The sequence below is a fragment of the Streptomyces sp. NPDC002958 genome (assembly GCF_055563255.1).
The window spans coordinates 1-17,768 of record NZ_JBVHDS010000041.1 but is presented as its reverse complement, the minus strand read 5'-3'; the positions used below and the strand labels follow the sequence as shown (position 1 = coordinate 17,768).

The following is a 17,768-nucleotide window of genomic DNA, read 5'->3' as shown; positions in this document are numbered from 1 at the left end:
ACGTCGGCGCAGCTCAAGCGGGTAACGGGAAGGTCGTGCCATGACTCGATCCTTTCATGAAATCGAGCCTCCACCTGACCCGGGGCGGTTCAGTGCCCCCGTACGTCCCGGCTCCACCTCGCGGCCATCTACATCTGGTCAGCGAGATGATCCGAAGGAAACGGCCTAGTCGCCGAGGACCCGCTCCCACAGCAGCCCGTCCCGCCAGCTCCCGTCGAGAAAGATTGAGGAGTGCGCGACGCCGTACGGGCTGAACCCGTTACGGCGCAGCACCCGCTGCGACGGCAGATTCTCCAGATTGGTGGACGCCTCGGCGCGGTGCAACCCGAGTTCGTCCGTCATCACCCGGAGTACAAGCGCGACGGCGTGTCCGGCGTGCCCTTGATTCTGGGCGATGCTGGCGATCCAGTATCCGACGGAGCCGCGGCGCAGGTGCGGCTGCGGCAGGATGCTTCCGACAGTTATCTGCCCGATCACCTGGTCGTCGGCGAGTACTACGCCCGGCCAGACCGCGCCGGCCCGGTATCCGGCCAGCAGGCTGTCGATCCGCTCCGCCTGGCCCTCCGGGGTGAAGAAGTCGGCCGGCTGGGCCGGTTCCCACGGCCGGAAAGCCTCGAAGTCCCGCACCCGATGCGCGGCGATCGGGGCGGCGTCGGTGGGCTCGATCAGGCGGATCCTAGTGCTGCTGCGCATGGGCTGATCCTCGTCGCGGTGCGTCGGATGAGACGGCCAGCCTATGCAAGGGTGCCCGCGCTCCCGCACCCTACGCCCGCCGGAGGATCGAGTCGATCGCGCAACTTGTGTTCTCGCCGAACAAGTCCAGATACCGGGTGTCGAGCTGGTCGTGATGCGGGCTGCTCCGGAGGACTCCCAGCCGAGCGGCGCATGCGCACGTTCAAGCAGTCGACGCCTGCCAGCCTGGGTAACGTCAGTCGTCGAACCAGGCGACCAGCCTGACTTTGTCGTCTCCGTGCAGGCCGGCGAGGGTGCGCATGAAGGTCCAGACAGGCCCCCACTCGTCGTCGGGCACAGCATCGCGGCGCCTGAGGCGCTCGACACGGAACATCTGGTCTCCGTCAACCCATTGGGAGCCTTCAGGGAAATGCTCGCTTGGCCGCATCGCGATGTGAGCCGACTGCCCGCAAAGGTCGACGAACCGCTGGGGAGCGGAGTAATGCCGCTGGAGGAACCGCCAATTGCCTTGCGGATCACGGTAGTACTCGTGGATATAGGCGTCAGGACGGGCAGACTCTTCGTCCCAGTCGACCCGCTTGATCTCTGCCCAGCTGACCCAACTCGCGCTTCGTCCACCAGCCGAACCGACGCCTGTGGGACGACGAGAGCGGCTGCACGGAATGGGCCTGTTGCGGAGACCCCTGGCAGGCACGCCAGCATCTCGAAGCGGTGATTCTGGCGATGTCACGACGACGGGCGCGTGAACTCCGCGACCTTGTCGATGCTCTGGACAGACGCTACTGATGCGCGGCGGGGCGGCCCGTGTTCGTGGCGCGGGCAGCTGTACTCGGGGAGTCTCAGGCAGCGCTATGCGGTGGATCCCCGTGAATCTTGTGCAACCACTCGCTGAGAGTGTCGTAGTCCAGGTTGGTGAGGCCGCGGCGGGGATCGACGCGATGGAGGAGGGCATGTCCTTGGTGGTGTGCGGATACCCAGGCTCGATCGGCGTCCGTGATCTCATCGTCGGCCCAGGCGGATGAGCGCCCGGCCGCCCAGCCGACGAGGGCGCGGGTCTTCCAGTGCAGTCCGGCCCGCTGGGCCTGTTCGTCTTCGTCGGAGGGCTCCGGCCAGATCACCACAGCCAGCTGCGGCAGGCCGATCTGTGGTGCGATGCACTCGTTCGCGTCGGCCATCCATGTCGTGGCCCAGATGAGATCGCACGGTAGGGCCGTCAATCGCGGTCCGTGCTCGGGGTTGATCCTGGCCAGAAGTGGATTCGAGTCGGGCCCTTGTGGTTCGGAGCCTGGCTGATACGTCGGATGCCCGTCCGGATACTCCTGCGGCGCTATCCCGAACGGAATGAGCGGACCGTCGACATCGAGGAAAAGCAGTGGACGCTGTGCAGCAGAACCGGTCACGGCTGCACGATAGCGGCTCCTTCGGGAAGTTGACCGGGGCTTGGACCAGGATGAGGGGCAGCCGAGCGGGCTTGCTCCGGCCCTCGTTAGTCGTCGCCCAGGGCGAGGACGATCACGAAGTGCTCTGCGGTGGTTCCGGCAACGACGACATCGATGCCGTGCCGGGTGACGGGCGTCCACGCGCGGCCGTTGCCCATGCCCTCCGTGTTCGTGACCCAGCTCGTGCCCCGACCGAGCAGCTTCGCCACCCGTGTGGCCGCCCGCTCCGCGTGATCGCGATCCCGGAGAAGGCTCCGAGAGCAGACGAGATCGAAGGCCGACAGGTTGGTCATCAGCTCGATCGCTCCCTCCGCGTCCACGGGCCGAAACGCTGCCTCGATCTCGCGGGCAGACGCGGGGCCGACCGCGCCCGCAACAGCCTGATGCGCCCAGTAGTCCTGCGCGACCATGACGAGGTCGAACACCTCCTCCGCGACGGTGGCCTTCGATATCGCGCCCCAACTGGCGTAGACATGACTCGATGCAGCCAGTGAACGCAGCAACGGCGCGATTTCCTCCAAGATCCCCATCCGGGCATCCTGCCAGGCCCCACTCCATGAGAGGACTGGCATTTCGCTGGCTGACGATCGAGAGCACGTCGGCGCACAGTGCTCGGAGTTGGTGCAACTTCGTCCGGCATCGCGGCGGATATCGGGCATGCCGAGATGGACGGTGGACGGTTGCGCTGCACGGTCGCGCATGGCCACCAGCTTCTGCGCGGCAGCGGCCAGGGTGGTCTCGATCGCGGCGACCTCACCGAGCCAGCCCTGGTCCTTCTGGTGATCGCCGAGTGGCGGAGCATGTGAGAGCGGCCGATGAAGCCGGCTTTCCTCAAGAGCCTCTTGAAGAGTTCGTAAGTGCTTGGGTACTTCATTGGCTGTCCGAGCGGGCCGGCGAAGACAACAATCTAGCGGAGGAACACGGCGAGCTGTCTGAGCGTGGGTGCGGCACAGGTAATCGTCGGGGACGTCGGTGAACTGGCAAGGATCGTCATGGCGCAGGAAGGCGCCCGTGACATACCGGGCGGCCGTGCCGTTCTGGAGCACGAACTCGCGGACTGCCTGTGGTCCGTGCTGATCCTCGCGCACCGGTACAACGCCGATCTGGACGCCGCGTTCCTACGCACGATGGACGAGCTCGACCGGTCGATCACCGCGCGAGGAAATCGCGATGCCAGCCAACGTGACCGTGTCCAGGACCCCGCTGCCTGAGAGGGATCCCGCCCGGCCGCGCCCCTGGCCCCCGAGGATCCTTCGGTCATCCTGCGGGCTGTGCGCCTACTCTCGGACCACCAGGCCACCGACCGCCACACCCTGCTGTGCAACGAGATCGGCGAAACACTCGAACACGCCTCACCGCCCGCCGCTACGCCCCCATCGGCGACCGCCGCGCCCTGTGTGGCACCGTCCTCCGACCAGCCACACTCTGTGAGACTCGTGAGCCTCACACGCCATTTCCCCAGGTGGACGCGTTGTCCTGCGCAGTCGCGCTACCCATTCCGCGGCCGGGCATACTGCCGCCCATGGCGTGGAACCGATCTATGCATGACTGAAAGTGGGAGCCCTCGTATTCTGAAGCCCCGGATCACCGTACTGGGAGTGCAGCCCGGTGATCCGCCCTTCCGCCTTGTGGAGATCGACGGGGAGATCGTCAGCGCGGCAACATCGATGACGGACGTGCTCTCCGTGGCCGCGGCCGCAGGCATCAGGGTCCACGACCTCGATGACCCGGGCGTGGTCCGGTGGGTGGGCGGCGGCAAGTTCACCTGGAGACTGCACTAGGCGGTTGCGATGCGCGGGCGCGAAACCGACTGCCGACGCGCCATTGAGCCGCCATTGGCCGGATCCTCGCCCTCGTACGGCTCTGCGCGTGGTCGACGACCTCACCGCGAGCGCGCAGGCGGATCGGTGAGCTGATGCTCGAAGTCGCCCCTGCCTACCTCTCCAAGGATCAGGCCGCCGAACGCCTCGCCACGCAGTGTGAGGACCCCGGCGAGGCCTGGACCACGGCCTGGCCGCTCGCCGTAGAACGCGTCCACGGGCGGGCGGGGCCAGGTAGGTCTCGTTGCGGCCCGTGCCTGTGGGGATTTGCCCTGTGGAACACCAGTGACCCCGCCGACGAGCGCATCGCCGGGCTGGTCGACCGGCTGATGTGCTTCGTGGACCCGCTCGCCGACGAGCTGACCGTCGAGATTCTCACCGGTGAGTACTCCTGCGCGGAGAGCACTGCTGAGCCGTGAGCAGCTGGCACCACCGTGGATGACACCCTCCGGACGCTGCACGGCAGTCGGCCGCTGTCTCTGAATGCACTGCGCGCGGCGGGTCGGCTGAAAGCCGAACTGGGCATTCTGCTCGCCGCGCTGCTGCATGCCTTCCGGCTCGCCGGACCGTTCATCTCGGACCGGCTGCGGTACCTACCGGCGCCCCAAGCCAGACCCCGTGCTCGTCGTCACCCAGACGGATCACGGAGTGGTGTCAGTGCAGGCTGCCGTCATAACGGACGGAGACCAGCACCCCAGCAGCGTTCATGACCTGGACGCTACAGCGATGGCCTGACACCTGAACGGGCGGCCCTGCCGTGCGGCTTCCCTACCCGGCCGAAGCGCCGTGACCAGAGCAGCCCAGATCGCGGTCAGCGGGGCGCACCAGACCCTCCTCGGCGGGGAAGGAACGGAAGGCCGTGCGCTGGGAGACCTCCGCCGCCTCCGCGATCTGGTCGACGGTGGTCTGTTCGTACCCCTGGGCGAGAAAGAGCCTGGCCGCCGTGCGCGCCACGTCCTCACATGTACGCTGCAGCGTGTCCGCAGATTCTGTCCGGGCACAGCGGCCCTCTTTCTCAACTCGGAGTGCTCAGTGCGTCGGAGCAGCCGGCGCCATTGCCGCGGCGGCGTTCTCCTCCGCGAGCCGTTCCATGCCGCTCTGCGTCTTGAGCGGCTTCTCCTTGATGAACAACACCGCGATCAGAGCGAGAAACGCGAAGGGGGCTCCGATCAGGAAGACATCCGCGGTCGCGACCCCGTACGCGTGCTCGACGACCTGCCGGGCCGGTTCGGGAAGGGTGGTGAGGTCGGGGACGCCGTGCCCGGCGCCCCCGTTGTCCGCCGCCCCGCCGAAGCCCTTCTCCATCTCGCTCGCCACCCGGTGGCTGAGCACGGCGCCCAGCGCGCTTGTGCCGATCGCCCCACCGAGGCTGCGGAAGAACGACAGCACCGAGGTGGCTGCGCCGAGCTCCGACGCGGGTACGTCGTTCTGAGCTGCCAGCACCAGGTTCTGCATCAGCATGCCGACGCCGACGCCGAGTACCGCCATGTAGACGCTGAGCAGCCCGAACGAGGAGTCCGCGCTGATCGTGGCCAGCAGGCCCATGCCCGTGGTCATGATGATGCCGCCCGCGATCAGGAACCCCTTCCATTTGCCCCGGGCGGAGATGATCTGCCCGGCGATGGTCGTGGAGAGCATCAGGCCGAGGATCATCGGCAGGCTCATCAGGCCGGCGACGGTCGGCGACTTGCCGAGCGAGATCTGGAAGTACTGGGAGAGGAACACCGTGCCGCCGAACATGGCCACGCCGACCAGCAGGCTCGCCACCGTCGTCAGCGTCACGGTGCGGTTGCGGAAGATGTCCAACGGGATGATCGGTTCCTGGACCCTGGATTCGACCAGGACCGCGGCGACCAGCAGGACCACACCGGCGGTGACCAGGGTGGCGGTCTGCCACGATGCCCAGTCGAACCGGTTGCCTGCGAGGGTCACCCACAGCAGCAGTGCGCTGACCCCGCTCATGATGAGGACGGCGCCGAGATAGTCGATCTTCACCTCTCTGCGGACCGTGGGCAGCTTCAGGGTCAGTTGGAGCAGCACGATCGCGAGCAGGGCGAACGGCACACCGATGAAGAAGCACCAGCGCCACCCCAGCCAGGAGGTGTCCACGAGCACGCCGCCGATGAGCGGTCCTGCGACGGTGCCGACGGCGAAGACGGCGCCGAAGATGCCGGAGTAGCGGCCGAGTTCACGCGGCGGAATGATCGAAGCCATCACGACCTGGGCGAGCGCGGTGAGACCGCCCGCGCCTATGCCCTGCACGACGCGGCTCACGATGAGCAGACCGACACTGTGCGAGAAGCCGGCGACGAGCGAGCCGACGATGAACATCGAGAGAGACAGCTGGATGAGCAGCTTCTTGTCGTAGAGGTCGGACAGCTTGCCCCAGATCGGGACGGTCGCCGTCATCGCCAGCAGCTCAGCGGTGACCACCCAGGTGTACGAGGACTGGCTGCCGTGCAGATCGGCAATGATCGTGGGAAGGGCGTTGGAGACCACGGTGGAGGCCAAGATGGCCACGAACATGCCGGCCATCAGGCCGGACATGGCCTGGAGTACCTGACGACGCGTCATGGTTGGTGCGGTCCCCTCGGGCGCACCGGCGGTACCGGTTTCGGGTGTGACGGCAGCGGTCATCGGCTGACGTACCTCATTCTCTGGTGAAAGGCCCCCGGTGGGGGGCTTCGGATGTGCTTCAGTCGCTCAGACCGGCGGCCAGCGAGGCGAACGCCTCGCGATAGATGCTCTGGAACGTGCGGGTACGGCCGGAGGCCACCCAGAGCTCGACTGCGGCGCGCACGGCAGCGATCGTCACGTGCGCGAGTAGCCGAGGGTAGAGATCGGACTCGGGGTCCTGGCCGAGGCGCTCGGCCACGGCAGCGACCAGAGCGCGTTCGTCCGCGCCCCGGGCGGCCAGGAATCCGGGCAGCAGCGAAGGACTCGCCCTGAGTACGGCCACCCGGAGCTCCCAGCGTTCGTGATCCTCCTCGATATGGGCGAGCTCCTGGCCGATCGCCTCGCGCAGAGCAATGAGCGCCGTCAGTTCCTTCGGTGCGTCGAGGACTGCCCGACGTGCCCGCTCTGCGCTGTCCTGGTCGGGACGGGTGATCGCGTCTTCCAGACACGGGAAGTAGTTGAAGAAGGTGCGCACGGAGACGCCGACCACATCGGTGACGGCTTCCACGGTCATGTTCTCGAATCCGCGGTCCGCGGCCATGCGCAGCGCCACGTCCGCAAGGGCGTCACGCGTCGCACGCTTCTTGCGTTCGCGCAGCCCGAGGGGCATGTCGTCGGCGCTCATGAAGGTGCATGCTACGTAATTTTGCGCGGTGCGCAAAATTCTGCGGGCGATTCCGCCGGAAGTTCCTTCCGCTGCACCGGTCGCTCTTCGCCTCCGGGAACGGGGCAGTGTCCCGTTCCATGGCCCCGCCACCACCGCAGCCGTCGGACGCCGGCTCCACACATGATCCTCCGGACACGTCCCAGCCGAACTGGACCTCCTCGGCAACGTCCCAGGTGTAGTAGCCGCGGTCGGCGTACGTCGTGCTCCAGCGGAACATGTGTAACGGGGGGTGCAGCGGTCCCGACGAGGGTGTACCCGTGACCAATACCTGGGCCACGGCCCAGCGACTGGCCGCCGCCCACGGTTGTACCGGCTCCATCGACGGCGTGATGGGACCCAACTCCTGGCGCGGCTTCAGCTGCTTCATCAACCAGGGCCAGTGGGACTGACCCACCCAAGCCCCCACCGAGCCATGCGACGGGCCACGCGCCGAGGCGCGCTGCCTCTCGCAGGAGTTGCCCCGGTGCGGGGGCCCGGAGTGCCGGCAGCACAAGAAATCCCCGGTCCGCAATTGCGGGCCGGGGATTTTCGCAGGTATATTGGGCGTTTCTGTGTTCCCACAGAAAAAGCCCCACAAAGGGGCTACTAAGAAGAACGGTATCCGGCAGGGAGCCATTTTGTCAACTCGGGAAAGTGTCGAATTGCAGAAGGAGCAGGAATTCATCGGCCGGCTCTACGACCGTGTCGACGTGCTGCGCGGAGTCGCCGCACAGCACGTCGAGGATGCGCTGACGCCGGTCGGGACCGGACTGCAGGCCCGTCTCGAACGCGACGTGCTCGTCAGCGAACGCTCAGGTCTGCTGGCCGCGCTGAATGCGGTGGACGGCTCGCTGTGCTTCGGCCGCATCGATCTCTCCGACGGCACCGCGCACCATATCGGACGTATCGGAATCCGTCAGGACGACACCGCTCATACGCCCCTTCTGATCGACTGGCGTGCGCCGGTCGCCCGCCCCTTCTATCTCGCCACAGGTCACACGCCGATGGGGCTGCGCCGGCGCAGACACATCACCACCAAGGGCCGCGTCGTCACCGAGCTGCACGACGAGATCCTCGAGGTCGGGGACCGCGAGCGCACCGGTTTCGAGGACCCGAACGGCGACGCGGTGCTGCTCGCCGCCGTGAACTCCGCCCGTACCGGCCGCATGGGCGACATCGTGCGGACCATCCAGGCGGAGCAGGATCGCATCATCCGCGCCCCGCACCGCGGTGTGCTCGTCGTCGAGGGCGGTCCCGGTACCGGCAAGACGGCGGTGGCGCTGCACCGGGCGGCCTTCCTGCTGTACGAGCACCGTGAGCTGCTCGCCAAGCGCGCCGTCCTGATCGTGGGCCCCAACCCGGCCTTCCTGAGCTACATCGGCGAGGTGCTGCCCGCGCTCGGCGAGACCGGTGTCCTGCTCGCCACGCAGGCCGAACTCTTCCCCGGGGTCCATGCCGACGGCACCGACACACCCCGTGCCGCCACTGTCAAGGGCGGTGAGCCGATGGCGGAGGCGCTCGCGCTCGCCGTGCGCGACCGGCAGCGGCTGCCCGAGCCCGGCGCCCCACTGGTCATCCCGCACGACGACGGGGACCTCCTCCTCGACTGGGAGATCGCCTACGAGGCCCGCCAGGCGGCCCGCGACACCCGCCTGCCGCACAATCTCGCCCGCCCGCACTTCGCGTTCCGGATCATCGATGCCCTCACCGCGCAGCTCACGGAGCGCATCGGGGCCGACCCGTACGGCGGTCCCAATTTCCTCGGTCCCGATGACATCGCCCAACTCGGCAAAGGTGTCGCCGTCAACGCGGCGGTGCACTCGGCCGTCGACGAGCTGTGGCCAGCGCTCACCCCGGAGGGGTTTCTCACCGGCTATCTGGCCGACCCCGTGTACGTACCGGACGAGGACGCCGAAGCCATCCGGCGCGCACCCGGCGGCGCAAAGTGGACCCCCGCCGATGTTCCGCTGCTCGACGAGGCGGCGGAACTCCTCGGGGTCGACGACAGCGCAGAGCGGGCCGCCGCCGAGGCCCAGCGCCAGGAGCGGATCGCGTACGCGCAGGGCGTTCTGGAGCTGTCGAGGGGCTCGGAGACGTACGAGTTCGAGGACGAGGAGTCCGAGGTCTTGGCCGCACACGACATCATCGACGCCGAGCGCATGGCGGAGCGGCAGGAGGAGGCCGATCACCGCAGCGCGGCCGAGCGGGCTGCCGCCGACCGCTCCTGGGCGTTCGGGCACATCATCGTCGACGAGGCACAGGAGTTGTCATCGATGGCGTGGCGGCTGCTGATGCGCCGTTCACCGACCCGCTCACTGACCCTGGTCGGCGACCCCGCGCAGACCTCCGAGGAGGCAGGTGTCGGCTCGTGGGAGAAGATCCTGGAGCCGTACGTCGGTGACCGTTTCGAGCATGTCGGGCTCAAGGTCAACTACCGAACGCCCGCCGAGATCATGGAGCTGGCCGCCAGGGTCGTACGCGCCGACGACCCTTCCTTCGAGCCACCCGGCTCGGTGCGGTCCACCGGCGAGGTGCCGTGGACGCGGGACGCCGGGGAGGACCTGGCAGGGGCGGTGGCGCAGGCGGTCTCGGAGCTGATGCCCAAGGAGGGACGCCTCGCGGTGATCGCGCCTCGGGCGCTCCACGAGGAGATCGCCGCTCCACTGGAAGGAATCAGGGCCGGTGCCGAACCCGATCTGACCCGCACGGTGGTTCTGCTCGACCCCCGGCAGGCGAAGGGGCTCGAATTCGACCATGTGCTGGTCGTGGAGCCCGCCAGGTATGGGACCAGCGACCTGTACGTGGCTCTGACCCGCGCCACACAGCGCCTGGGCATCGTTCACCGGGAGGAGTTGCCCGAGTCACTGCGCTGACGGCGCCCGGGCGCGGCACTCGAGCGGCACCTGCCTTGGGTGCCGCCGCTCCGGGTGCCGCTCCCGGGCCCGTCACCGCGGGTGTCCGGGACGGCCGACGAGGGCAGGCCCGGACGTCAGGATCAGACGAGGTCGAACCGGTCCAGGTTCACCACCCTGTGCGACGCTGCGACGAAGTCCTTCCCGAACTTCTCCTTCGCGTCATCGCTCGCGTAGACCTTCGCGACCGCGGGTCGTCGGCCATGGAGCGCAGGCCCTGGGGACGACCCGGGCCGCGCGATGCGCCGGCGGCCAGCACCCGCGCCGAGGGCCGCCAACGAGCGCGGCTTCGTCCAGGCCGCGCGCGTGATCGGCACCGTACCGCTGCGCGTGCTGCGCCATGAGATCGTCCCGCATGTCGCCTCGGCCTCCCTCGCCTTCGCGTTCACCGCGGCCCACGGTCGCCATCGTCGCCGAGGGATCGCTCAGCTTCCTCGGCTTCGGGCTGCGCCCGCCGGATCCGTCCTGGGGCGGCGTCATCGCCGAGGGCCGCACCCCGGCCGGCCCGGCCGCCCGCGGACAGGCGTGCGTCTCTTCGGCGTGGGGAATCTGCGACGTCCTCGAAGTGACTTCCGTCCGGCCCGAGTTCGTTGCGGAGATCAGCGCCGACACCGCGATCGACCGCGGCGTCTACAGGCACCCACTCAGGTGTCAGCGACTGCGTCGGGACGTTACTGCCGACGACATACCTGCCTTCGGCGAGGTGGCTGCGGGTTGATCGGGCCTCGCCACAGCGGGCACCTTCCAGAGGCACGCCGCGGGCTTTTAGACGGGCCAGGCCGGATGGCATGACTACGTTGTGTGATCTTGCGTGACGGCCGGTGTCAGGCTGTCGCGCAGCAATGGCTGGTTGGGCCTGCCACGTTCGACCGTCAGTAGTGCACGCAGCCGCACCACCCACCGCTTCTCGGCGAGTGCCCTGCGTGTTCCCCGTGCTGTCCCCGGTGGCGGGCGGGGCGCTGAGAGCGTATGGGTGGAGTGTATGCGGCGGTTCGGTAAAGGGATGGCGCGCGGGGCGCGGGAATCGCCTCCCGGGCTGCCGCGCGCAGGGCCGGATGACAGGGATCTGAGCAGCGACATCAAGGGAGGCGCTCGATGTCGTCAGAAATTGTCATTGCGATCATTCTCGCGGTCGTCCTCATCGCTCTGGCGATCGGCTTGTGGATGGCAGCTCGTCGCCGCCATCTGCGAAACCGCTTTGGGCCCGAGTACGAGCGCACCGTTGAAGCCGGGGACAGCCGCATGGCGGCAGAGCGAGATCTGCGCGCCCGCGAGCACCGCCATGACGACCTGGATCTCAAGCCGCTGGCCTCGACTACCCGTCAGCAGTACGCACAGGACTGGAACAGCGTGCAAAAGCACTTCGTGGACCGTCCACAAGAGGCGGTCGGTGAGGCGGACGAGTTGGTGACCCGGCTCATGAAGGAACGTGGCTACCCGACCGAAGGGTACGAGCAGCAGCTGAAGGACCTGTCGGTCGAGCACGGGCGCACGCTGGAGCATTACCGCGCCGCCCATGAAGTCAATGCACGAACCGGAGGTCAGCAGACGACCACAGAGGAACTGCGGGGCGCGATGGTGCACTACCGCGCACTCTTCGATGACCTGCTCACCAACGGCGAGGGGCCGGGGCAGCAACGTGCTTGACCCGACGCCCGCGTATGCCGGCGGGCCACGGATGGACAGCCCGTCGAAACCTATTCGGATGAGGTGAAAGCATGCAGCGCGAACGCAGTGGAGCGGGTGACCGCGGCGACGCGACCGACGCGGGCCTCAGCACCGAGGATCTCGCCCGGCCTCGGGAAGACCGGGACACAGATCGTGGAACACCGTCGGCAGCGGCGGACGACGCTCCCCCGCCCAGTGAGGACGCGGCTGGGGACGCCGCGTCCACAGAGCGGGCGACGGGCACACCGGGCTCTTCGGCGCCGGAGCAGGGCGAGGCGAACGAGCCGCTTCTCGGACCCGAGGAGGCCGAGGCCTTTCAGTCCAAATGGCAGGCCGTCCAGACAGCCTTCGTCGACGATCCGCAGGACGCCGTCCGTACGGCCGACGCCTTGGTCGCCGAGGTCATGCAGACGCTGGCCCGGTCGTTCGCATCCCGCAAGGAAGGGCTCGAAAGTCAGTGGGGCCGGGGCGAGGAGGTACTCACGGAGGATCTGCGCATAGCGCTTCAGCGCTACCGCTCGTTCTTCAACCGCCTGCTCAGCACATGACCACCCTGCTTCGCAGGCCGCCCCTCAAGGCGGGCGAGCCGGCGCAGGGTGAAGCCGTCACGATTGGCGCGGACGACGACGTCTCGGAGATTTCCGCACGATGAGCGAACTCAAGGTGTGTTGACTGCCGGTCATCGACGGTCACGTGCTGGTCGGAATGGTCGTTCAGGCCGATGTCGCCCGGGCGCTGCCCTATCCGGCCGTCGGCGACCTGCTCGAAGTCCCGTCAGCCGACTGACCGCCCGGCAGTCTCGCCACGCACAGCGGTGCTCCGCAGCGGTCGGCGCGTTTTGCCAACGGCCGCGGTCCCGTTACGCAGCCCACATCAGGGGCGCATCGCGTCAAGAGCAGACCCACAACCCCCGGTCCGCCATCTTGTGGGTGGCGTCCAGGGCGCCTGTTTGTTCCCGTTGCACTCGTCACCGGCCGTCATGATCTCGCGTGCGGCATCGGGTCGTCATTGCTGGACTGCGTCGACGACGGCCTGGCGTTCACCCATGCCAGGACCACGCAATGGTCGCACCGAGAAGGCCAGGTCCGGCAGCATCGACATACCGCCGCGGGCGTCCCGGCGAGCCGAGGGGTTCAGGCGTGATCCACTAGCTGGGACCGGGACAAACCTTTCTCACGCGCGCAGTGTGCGCAGCAGAAGAACTGTCCGTCGGCTTGCAGGCCGTGGCCGAGAATGCGGCACTGGCAGTTGACACAGGTCGGGGCCATCTTCTGGGCGGCGCACTCGATGCTGTCGAAGACATGCACCGCCCCTCCCGCGGCACGCACCTCGAACGCCAGCTCGTAGTCGTTGTGGCAGACCTCGCACACGGCCATGGTGATCACTCCTCGCTGCTGAATTGATGAGCTGGGGCGCTGCCCGTTCGCCTGGGAAGGCGCGGCGCCCTGGACACTAGCGAAAGGGTGCACCGATCCTCTGACGGCGCGTGGACTACGACCCGACCGTCCTGCCGGAATCACTCACATAGCGTCGCGTCCCCCTCAAGCCCAATCCGGCTTGCTCAGCCCGGCTTGAAGGAGGTTGTGCAAGCGGGGCGATGCCGGCTCTGGTCTCCTCCTGGAAGCACGACGTCGCTCGGCCGGGGCCGGAGGGCAGGTCTACGGATACGGGCGTGCTGTGGACTGGTGCGTGTTTGGTGGTGTCCGTTGGGGTGGTCGGTAGGTGGTGTGAGGAACTGGACCGGAGCTTCGCGCCGGCGTCGGTGGCGGTTAGTTCGCTCGCTAGAACCTTCGCCGGAGGCATCGCGTTTGCCGGGTCCGATCAGGCGGCTTGAGGTCGCGGTCGGCCCCATCTTTGCCGGCGTACGCTGCGGGCCTCGGCACGCTCGCGGTGTTGGGCGGCCAGGACGTCGGGGTGGCGGCGTTGGCGTTGCGCCGTCGCAGGTAGTCCTCGCCCGGGGCCTTCTGCCTGTGGGTACGGTTTACCCATGCAGATCAATGGGGTTGAACGGGGACACGTACTTCTGATCGCCGGGGACCGGGCGGTCCATCGGCGCACCGTCCAGGTGCACCCGAGTGCGAACCTTGCCGCCCTGTCCGTGGTGCCCGTGCCCGTGCTGCTCAACAGCACGCTGCCAGCCGACCTGGTCCACCTCGACGGAGTGAACGACCAGAACACGCTGCTGCTGCGACTGCGGACCGCCGCCGCGAGCCCCGGCCCCTTGCTGGTCTACCTCTCCGGGCGGCTGACCGTGGACCGCAGAGGGCACCGGTTCCACCTCGCCTCAACCAGCACCAGCACCGCGAACACCCGCTACACCGCGCTGCCCTGGGAGTGGCTGCACAACGAGCTCCGTAGCCGGCCCGCCGGCTGGACGACTCTGCTACTCGACCTGGCCGCCGACAAGAGTGCGTGGACCGAACTGCAGGAGTTGGGATCTCTCCCCACCGTCAACGCTGATACGTACGGCATCGTCAGTCCGCCCGGTTTTCCCGGAACGGACGGCCCCAGCCCCTACACCCGACAGCTGGTTGAACAACTGCGCCGAAACCCGGACCGACCGTCCGCGGCACAGTTGCACGCGCTGACCGTCGCTGCCGCCGGCATCCCGCCCGGCGCCCTGCTCCTGCCAGCCACCCCGCAGATCGAGCCGTACGACAACGATTACCAGTTCGCAGCCCGGCCGCCGATGTCCAACGTGCAGCGCCTGCTCAAGGGAGACACCAGCTTCCTGACCGCGCAATGCCCCCGACCTGAGCCGCAGGAGGTCGCGCCAGGGCTCGAAAACATGTCCCCCTCGCCCCCGCCTGCTGCTTCGTACCGGGCACCGTCTTCGGCCCAGGCCCCGCAACCGTCGGCACCGGCCCCGCAGCAACCGTACGCACCGCCTCAGCAGGCCCCCGCACCGCCCGCATGCCCTGTAGAACCCGTACACCAGCAACGCGAGGAACACTCCCAGGAACCGGTCCGTGCTCCGCACCCCAGCGCGGCGCTCAGCGCCTCGCAACGGCCGGTTCAGTCGCAGCTGGTGCCCCAGCAGGCCCCTGCTCCACGTCGGGCTCCTACTCCTGTCCAGCAGACGATTCAGGCTCCACAGCCGCAGGACCCACGCCCGTACATCTGGCAGACTGCACAGGCCGGACGGCACAACGAGGCAGCCGAGATGGCCGCAGCCTGGGAACAACACATCCTCCAGCAGTACAGTCCCGACTCGCCCCAGGCCACCGAGTGGGCGGAGATCAGGGCCGACCTCGCCCGGATAGCGGGCCGCTGGACGTTCGCCACCCAACTATGGATCGCTGCGACGCACACGCGGATGGCACATCAGGCGCCGGACGCCACCGAAGTGCTCAACGGCGCGAAGTCTGCCCACTACTGCTGGACGGAGATCAAGGATTCCGCCGAAGCACGCGGCTGCGGACCCGAGCTGGTCAACCTGCTACGGCAGTTGCCCGCACTCGACCGCAGGCACCTGATGAGCGCACAACAGCGGCTGGAGTACCTGCACAACGTGCCCGGCGGACGCTGACCAGCGGTCGAAACCGGGCCGGCGAGCAATCCGGCGATCAGCAGGCGGTCCGAGCGACGGACGGCTGGGCCGGTGGCGGGGGCGGAGGTCATGACTTCCTCCTTGGTTGGTTCTCGCGGCTACCTCGGAGTCGTCGTCGTCCCACAGCGGAGCGCAACCCGGAGGCTGCGTGGAGGTGCAAGTCACACAGGACGACCTCGTCGCCGTCGCGACAGTAAGACGCGAGCACGTGGCGCATTCGTATGCGCCCGGCCAATGGCGGGACTTCATCGAAGATGTCAAGCAAGGCAGACTTGGTCAGGCATAGCCTGCACAAATCACCCCAGCCCTGGCGTGGTCCCAACCATGAGTGGTGGCTGGGACCACGCCCGTGCACTACCCCACCCGAGACGATTCTTCACGTCCGACAGACACCGAATTCCGCAAAAACCCTCGCGCTGCTGGAGTGATTCAGTCCATGACCGACAGAGCCCCCGGCCAGAAGGCCCGCGAACTGCTCACCCAGGCATCACAGCACCCGGTCTCCAGCCCTCAGCGCGACGCGCTGGTAGCCGAAGCCGCCGTGTGGGCACGGCTGGAGCACGCAGCCGGCATGGACAACTACACAGCCGCAACAATCGACATCAAGTCTGCCCTGGCCTCCCTCACCGACCCCGTGGAGAAACTCTGCAGCTCGGTCGGCGACCTGACCGAACACATCAAGCGCAGCCAGCAATGAGCAAGGACGGGGGCTGGCGCATCGCGCGGCCACGGGCTGAGATGAGGCGCTGAGGCAGGCCGCACAAGCTATGGATTTGCCGTCGATATACTTCCCCTCAACCACCATCAACGTGGCACTGTGCCGTCTTCGGCCAGCACAACGGCCGCTGCTGCGCCCGCAGCCTGGCACCAGAAAGCAGACATCACGCGTGTACCAGGAGAATCCGATTTACAGCCGTCTGGTCGCAGAGCGGGGCGATATTCTCGCCCTGGTTCGCGGCGAGGCTCAGCGGATACAACAAGACCTGGCAAGGGTCATACCGCCCGTGCACCGTCCCACGAACGCTGGGCCGGCACAGAGCGGCGTCACCTTCCGGCCGGGCGTCTGACCTCACGAGGCTCGGCCCACCACCCTGCGGACACGCTGGTTGGACAGGGTGTGGAGAGGGCGCCGCGCCGTCAGCCCGCTTAGAAGGGGCCCGTCAGGTACCGCTGAGGCCGCCCCGCCACGGCGTCGGCCGCGATAGCGAGTCGACCGACGCCCGACTGCTGCGGAGTCTTCCAGGGAAGGGCGAGGATCGGGGAGGGGACCGGTGGTGGCGCCGACTCGACCGGCAGCGCGCCGATTGTGCCCGCCCGGCGGCGGAAGTGCTTCTGCCGCAGCTGACCGGTCAGCTTCCGCTGTTCACCATGCCCAGGACCCTGACCAGCGCCACGGCCGACGCTGTCGCTGGCCGCCGGGGGGAGGGCTGGGACCAGGCCCGGGCGGCGTGGGGGGATGGCGGACGAGCACGGGCTGACCGACACCTGGCAGTACGCCGTGGGCTGGGTGGTCCGCCTTGCCTTTGGCCGTACGGAAAGCCGAAGGCGCGGCGTCGCTGCCCGAGCCGATGCTGCGGGACCTGCCGGCCAACACGGGCGCGGTCCGCCTGGTGCTGCTGCGGACCGGGCTGCTTGAGCCAGGGGACAAGCGGAGTTCTGACACCGCCCGGCCCGCGTAGCTGTTGCGTCTACGATTGCACCACCTGTTGCGGCATGTATTGCGCGAGCCGAAGATCCGTCGCTGGAAGCGTGCAGGTCACCAGCCGCTTTCGGGCGTGGTCGGGGGCTGACATCCTCGTTGCGTCCGCTTTCGCCCGTATTCCTGGCTGGAGTGAGAAGCGAAAGACAGGCGGAATGTGCGACGCGGGCGCAGCCGGGGGTTGGGGCGCAGCTCACCAGTGTTGCGTCCCGGCGAGGCCGCCGCGGCCGCCGGTAGAGCGGCGGCCCACCGTCAGGACTCGGCGATAGGGCCGAATCCGCGAAGTAGGGGCGTGACTTCCTGGGCGCACGCGCACAGTGCGCACAGCCCGGGGCGCCGGATTCTCCCGCGGCGTCCAGCGCCTGCTCCAGATCGAGCAGCGGCGCACCCGGCGGCGCCTCCTTACAGTCCGGTGCGTGTAGAACGCCCCGGCTACCCGGACATCGACAGCGTCGCGAACTGATCCTGCGGTGAACCTGTGCGTCCGGGCGGGTGGCCGTCGGCCGCGTTCCGCCCACCGGGCAGGCGGTGGGCTGTAGACCTGGGGATTGATCAGGGGAAATGGTTGTTGCCAACACCGTTGCGTTTGGCCCCTGAGCTGTACGTCAAGCCCTGCTGAACAGCGCAACGGGACCACCTGATAGATCAACGATCGGCGAAGAAAG

The 17,768-nt window shown here is 68.0% G+C and carries 21 protein-coding genes and 1 pseudogene; 13 read left to right on the top strand and 9 right to left on the bottom strand.

The window, feature by feature from the left end; all coding sequences use genetic code 11:
• Nucleotides 1-165: 165 nt before the first annotated feature.
• The 4 genes from ACZ3IC_RS32810 to ACZ3IC_RS32795 all read right to left on the bottom strand — a co-directional run bounded on the left by ACZ3IC_RS32810 (nt 166) and on the right by ACZ3IC_RS32795 (nt 2,833).
• The gene (locus tag ACZ3IC_RS32810; protein WP_467422189.1) at nt 166-693 is read right to left on the bottom strand and encodes a GNAT family N-acetyltransferase; all 528 of its coding nucleotides are present in this window, start codon (nt 691-693) and stop codon (nt 166-168) included.
• A gap of 235 nt (nt 694-928) precedes the next feature.
• Nucleotides 929-1,066 (bottom strand): hypothetical protein, encoded by a 138-nt coding sequence (locus ACZ3IC_RS32805; RefSeq protein ID WP_467422186.1) that lies wholly within the window; start codon nt 1,064-1,066, stop codon nt 929-931.
• Nucleotides 1,067-1,532: 466 nt separating this feature from the next.
• Entirely contained in the window at nt 1,533-2,093 is a 561-nt protein-coding gene (locus tag ACZ3IC_RS32800) for an HAD domain-containing protein (RefSeq protein WP_467422184.1), read from the bottom strand.
• Nucleotides 2,094-2,179: 86 nt separating this feature from the next.
• Nucleotides 2,180-2,833 (bottom strand): hypothetical protein, encoded by a 654-nt coding sequence (locus tag ACZ3IC_RS32795; RefSeq protein ID WP_467422182.1) that lies wholly within the window; start codon nt 2,831-2,833, stop codon nt 2,180-2,182.
• Nucleotides 2,834-3,070: 237 nt separating this feature from the next.
• Here ACZ3IC_RS32795 and ACZ3IC_RS32790 point away from each other — a divergent pair, with 237 nt between their 5' ends.
• From ACZ3IC_RS32790 to ACZ3IC_RS32780, 3 genes are all read left to right on the top strand, one after another.
• Entirely contained in the window at nt 3,071-3,343 is a 273-nt protein-coding gene (locus ACZ3IC_RS32790; protein ID WP_467422179.1) for a MazG nucleotide pyrophosphohydrolase domain-containing protein, read from the top strand.
• A 333-nt stretch (nt 3,344-3,676) separates the two neighbouring features.
• Nucleotides 3,677-3,913 (top strand): hypothetical protein, encoded by a 237-nt coding sequence (locus tag ACZ3IC_RS32785; RefSeq protein ID WP_467422177.1) that lies wholly within the window; start codon nt 3,677-3,679, stop codon nt 3,911-3,913.
• Nucleotides 3,914-4,047: 134 nt separating this feature from the next.
• The gene (locus ACZ3IC_RS32780; protein ID WP_467422175.1) at nt 4,048-4,371 is read left to right on the top strand and encodes a hypothetical protein; all 324 of its coding nucleotides are present in this window, start codon (nt 4,048-4,050) and stop codon (nt 4,369-4,371) included.
• Nucleotides 4,372-4,720: 349 nt separating this feature from the next.
• Here the strand turns inward: ACZ3IC_RS32780 and ACZ3IC_RS32775 are convergent, their stop codons facing one another.
• The 3 genes from ACZ3IC_RS32775 to ACZ3IC_RS32765 form a co-directional block, all read right to left on the bottom strand.
• A complete protein-coding gene (locus ACZ3IC_RS32775; RefSeq protein WP_467422172.1) occupies nt 4,721-4,906 on the bottom strand; it encodes a helix-turn-helix domain-containing protein in 186 nt (61 codons plus the stop codon).
• Nucleotides 4,907-4,981: 75 nt separating this feature from the next.
• Entirely contained in the window at nt 4,982-6,526 is a 1,545-nt protein-coding gene (locus tag ACZ3IC_RS32770; protein ID WP_467422170.1) for an MDR family MFS transporter, read from the bottom strand.
• Nucleotides 6,527-6,647: 121 nt separating this feature from the next.
• Nucleotides 6,648-7,253 carry an acyl-CoA-like ligand-binding transcription factor gene (locus tag ACZ3IC_RS32765; RefSeq protein WP_467422168.1) on the bottom strand — a complete coding sequence of 202 codons (606 nt, stop codon included), beginning with the start codon at nt 7,251-7,253 and terminating at the stop codon, nt 6,648-6,650.
• Between the two features lie 299 nt (nt 7,254-7,552).
• Here ACZ3IC_RS32765 and ACZ3IC_RS32760 point away from each other — a divergent pair, with 299 nt between their 5' ends.
• Together ACZ3IC_RS32760 and ACZ3IC_RS32755 are read left to right on the top strand one after the other, a co-directional pair.
• Nucleotides 7,553-7,684 carry a hypothetical protein gene (locus ACZ3IC_RS32760; RefSeq protein WP_467422165.1) on the top strand — a complete coding sequence of 44 codons (132 nt, stop codon included), beginning with the start codon at nt 7,553-7,555 and terminating at the stop codon, nt 7,682-7,684.
• A 252-nt stretch (nt 7,685-7,936) separates the two neighbouring features.
• Nucleotides 7,937-10,147, top strand: coding sequence for a HelD family protein (locus ACZ3IC_RS32755; RefSeq protein WP_467422164.1), 2,211 nt, complete (start codon nt 7,937-7,939; stop codon nt 10,145-10,147).
• 122 nt (nt 10,148-10,269) lie between these two features.
• Here ACZ3IC_RS32755 and ACZ3IC_RS32750 read toward each other — a convergent pair whose 3' ends face one another.
• The gene (locus tag ACZ3IC_RS32750; protein ID WP_467422191.1) at nt 10,270-10,503 is read right to left on the bottom strand and encodes a hypothetical protein; all 234 of its coding nucleotides are present in this window, start codon (nt 10,501-10,503) and stop codon (nt 10,270-10,272) included.
• A gap of 38 nt (nt 10,504-10,541) precedes the next feature.
• On the opposite strand from ACZ3IC_RS32750, the gene ACZ3IC_RS32745 reads away from it, so the two are divergent.
• The 4 genes and pseudogenes from ACZ3IC_RS32745 to ACZ3IC_RS32730 all read left to right on the top strand — a co-directional run.
• Nucleotides 10,542-10,904 (top strand): hypothetical protein, encoded by a 363-nt coding sequence (locus ACZ3IC_RS32745; protein ID WP_467422163.1) that lies wholly within the window; start codon nt 10,542-10,544, stop codon nt 10,902-10,904.
• 377 nt (nt 10,905-11,281) lie between these two features.
• Nucleotides 11,282-11,833 (top strand): hypothetical protein, encoded by a 552-nt coding sequence (locus tag ACZ3IC_RS32740; protein ID WP_467422162.1) that lies wholly within the window; start codon nt 11,282-11,284, stop codon nt 11,831-11,833.
• A 71-nt stretch (nt 11,834-11,904) separates the two neighbouring features.
• The gene (locus ACZ3IC_RS32735; protein WP_467422160.1) at nt 11,905-12,402 is read left to right on the top strand and encodes a hypothetical protein; all 498 of its coding nucleotides are present in this window, start codon (nt 11,905-11,907) and stop codon (nt 12,400-12,402) included.
• Nucleotides 12,403-12,428: 26 nt separating this feature from the next.
• Nucleotides 12,429-12,640, top strand: a pseudogene (locus tag ACZ3IC_RS32730) (CBS domain-containing protein); the annotation flags it as partial.
• Between the two features lie 347 nt (nt 12,641-12,987).
• Here the strand turns inward: ACZ3IC_RS32730 and ACZ3IC_RS32725 are convergent.
• Nucleotides 12,988-13,230, bottom strand: a complete 243-nt coding sequence (locus tag ACZ3IC_RS32725) for a hypothetical protein (RefSeq protein ID WP_467422159.1) — start codon at nt 13,228-13,230, stop codon at nt 12,988-12,990.
• Between the two features lie 611 nt (nt 13,231-13,841).
• Between ACZ3IC_RS32725 and ACZ3IC_RS32720 the strand changes: the two genes are divergently transcribed.
• The 4 genes from ACZ3IC_RS32720 (at nt 13,842) to ACZ3IC_RS32705 (ending at nt 17,083) form a co-directional block, all read left to right on the top strand.
• Nucleotides 13,842-15,383, top strand: a complete 1,542-nt coding sequence (locus tag ACZ3IC_RS32720; protein ID WP_467422157.1) for a hypothetical protein — start codon at nt 13,842-13,844, stop codon at nt 15,381-15,383.
• A 106-nt stretch (nt 15,384-15,489) separates the two neighbouring features.
• Complete coding sequence (locus tag ACZ3IC_RS32715) at nt 15,490-15,690, top strand: DUF397 domain-containing protein (protein ID WP_467422155.1); 201 nt, start codon at nt 15,490-15,492, stop codon at nt 15,688-15,690.
• Nucleotides 15,691-15,840: 150 nt separating this feature from the next.
• The gene (locus ACZ3IC_RS32710) at nt 15,841-16,101 is read left to right on the top strand and encodes a hypothetical protein (protein ID WP_467422153.1); all 261 of its coding nucleotides are present in this window, start codon (nt 15,841-15,843) and stop codon (nt 16,099-16,101) included.
• Between the two features lie 826 nt (nt 16,102-16,927).
• A complete protein-coding gene (locus tag ACZ3IC_RS32705) occupies nt 16,928-17,083 on the top strand; it encodes a hypothetical protein (RefSeq protein ID WP_467422151.1) in 156 nt (51 codons plus the stop codon).
• Nucleotides 17,084-17,768 lie beyond the last annotated feature (685 nt).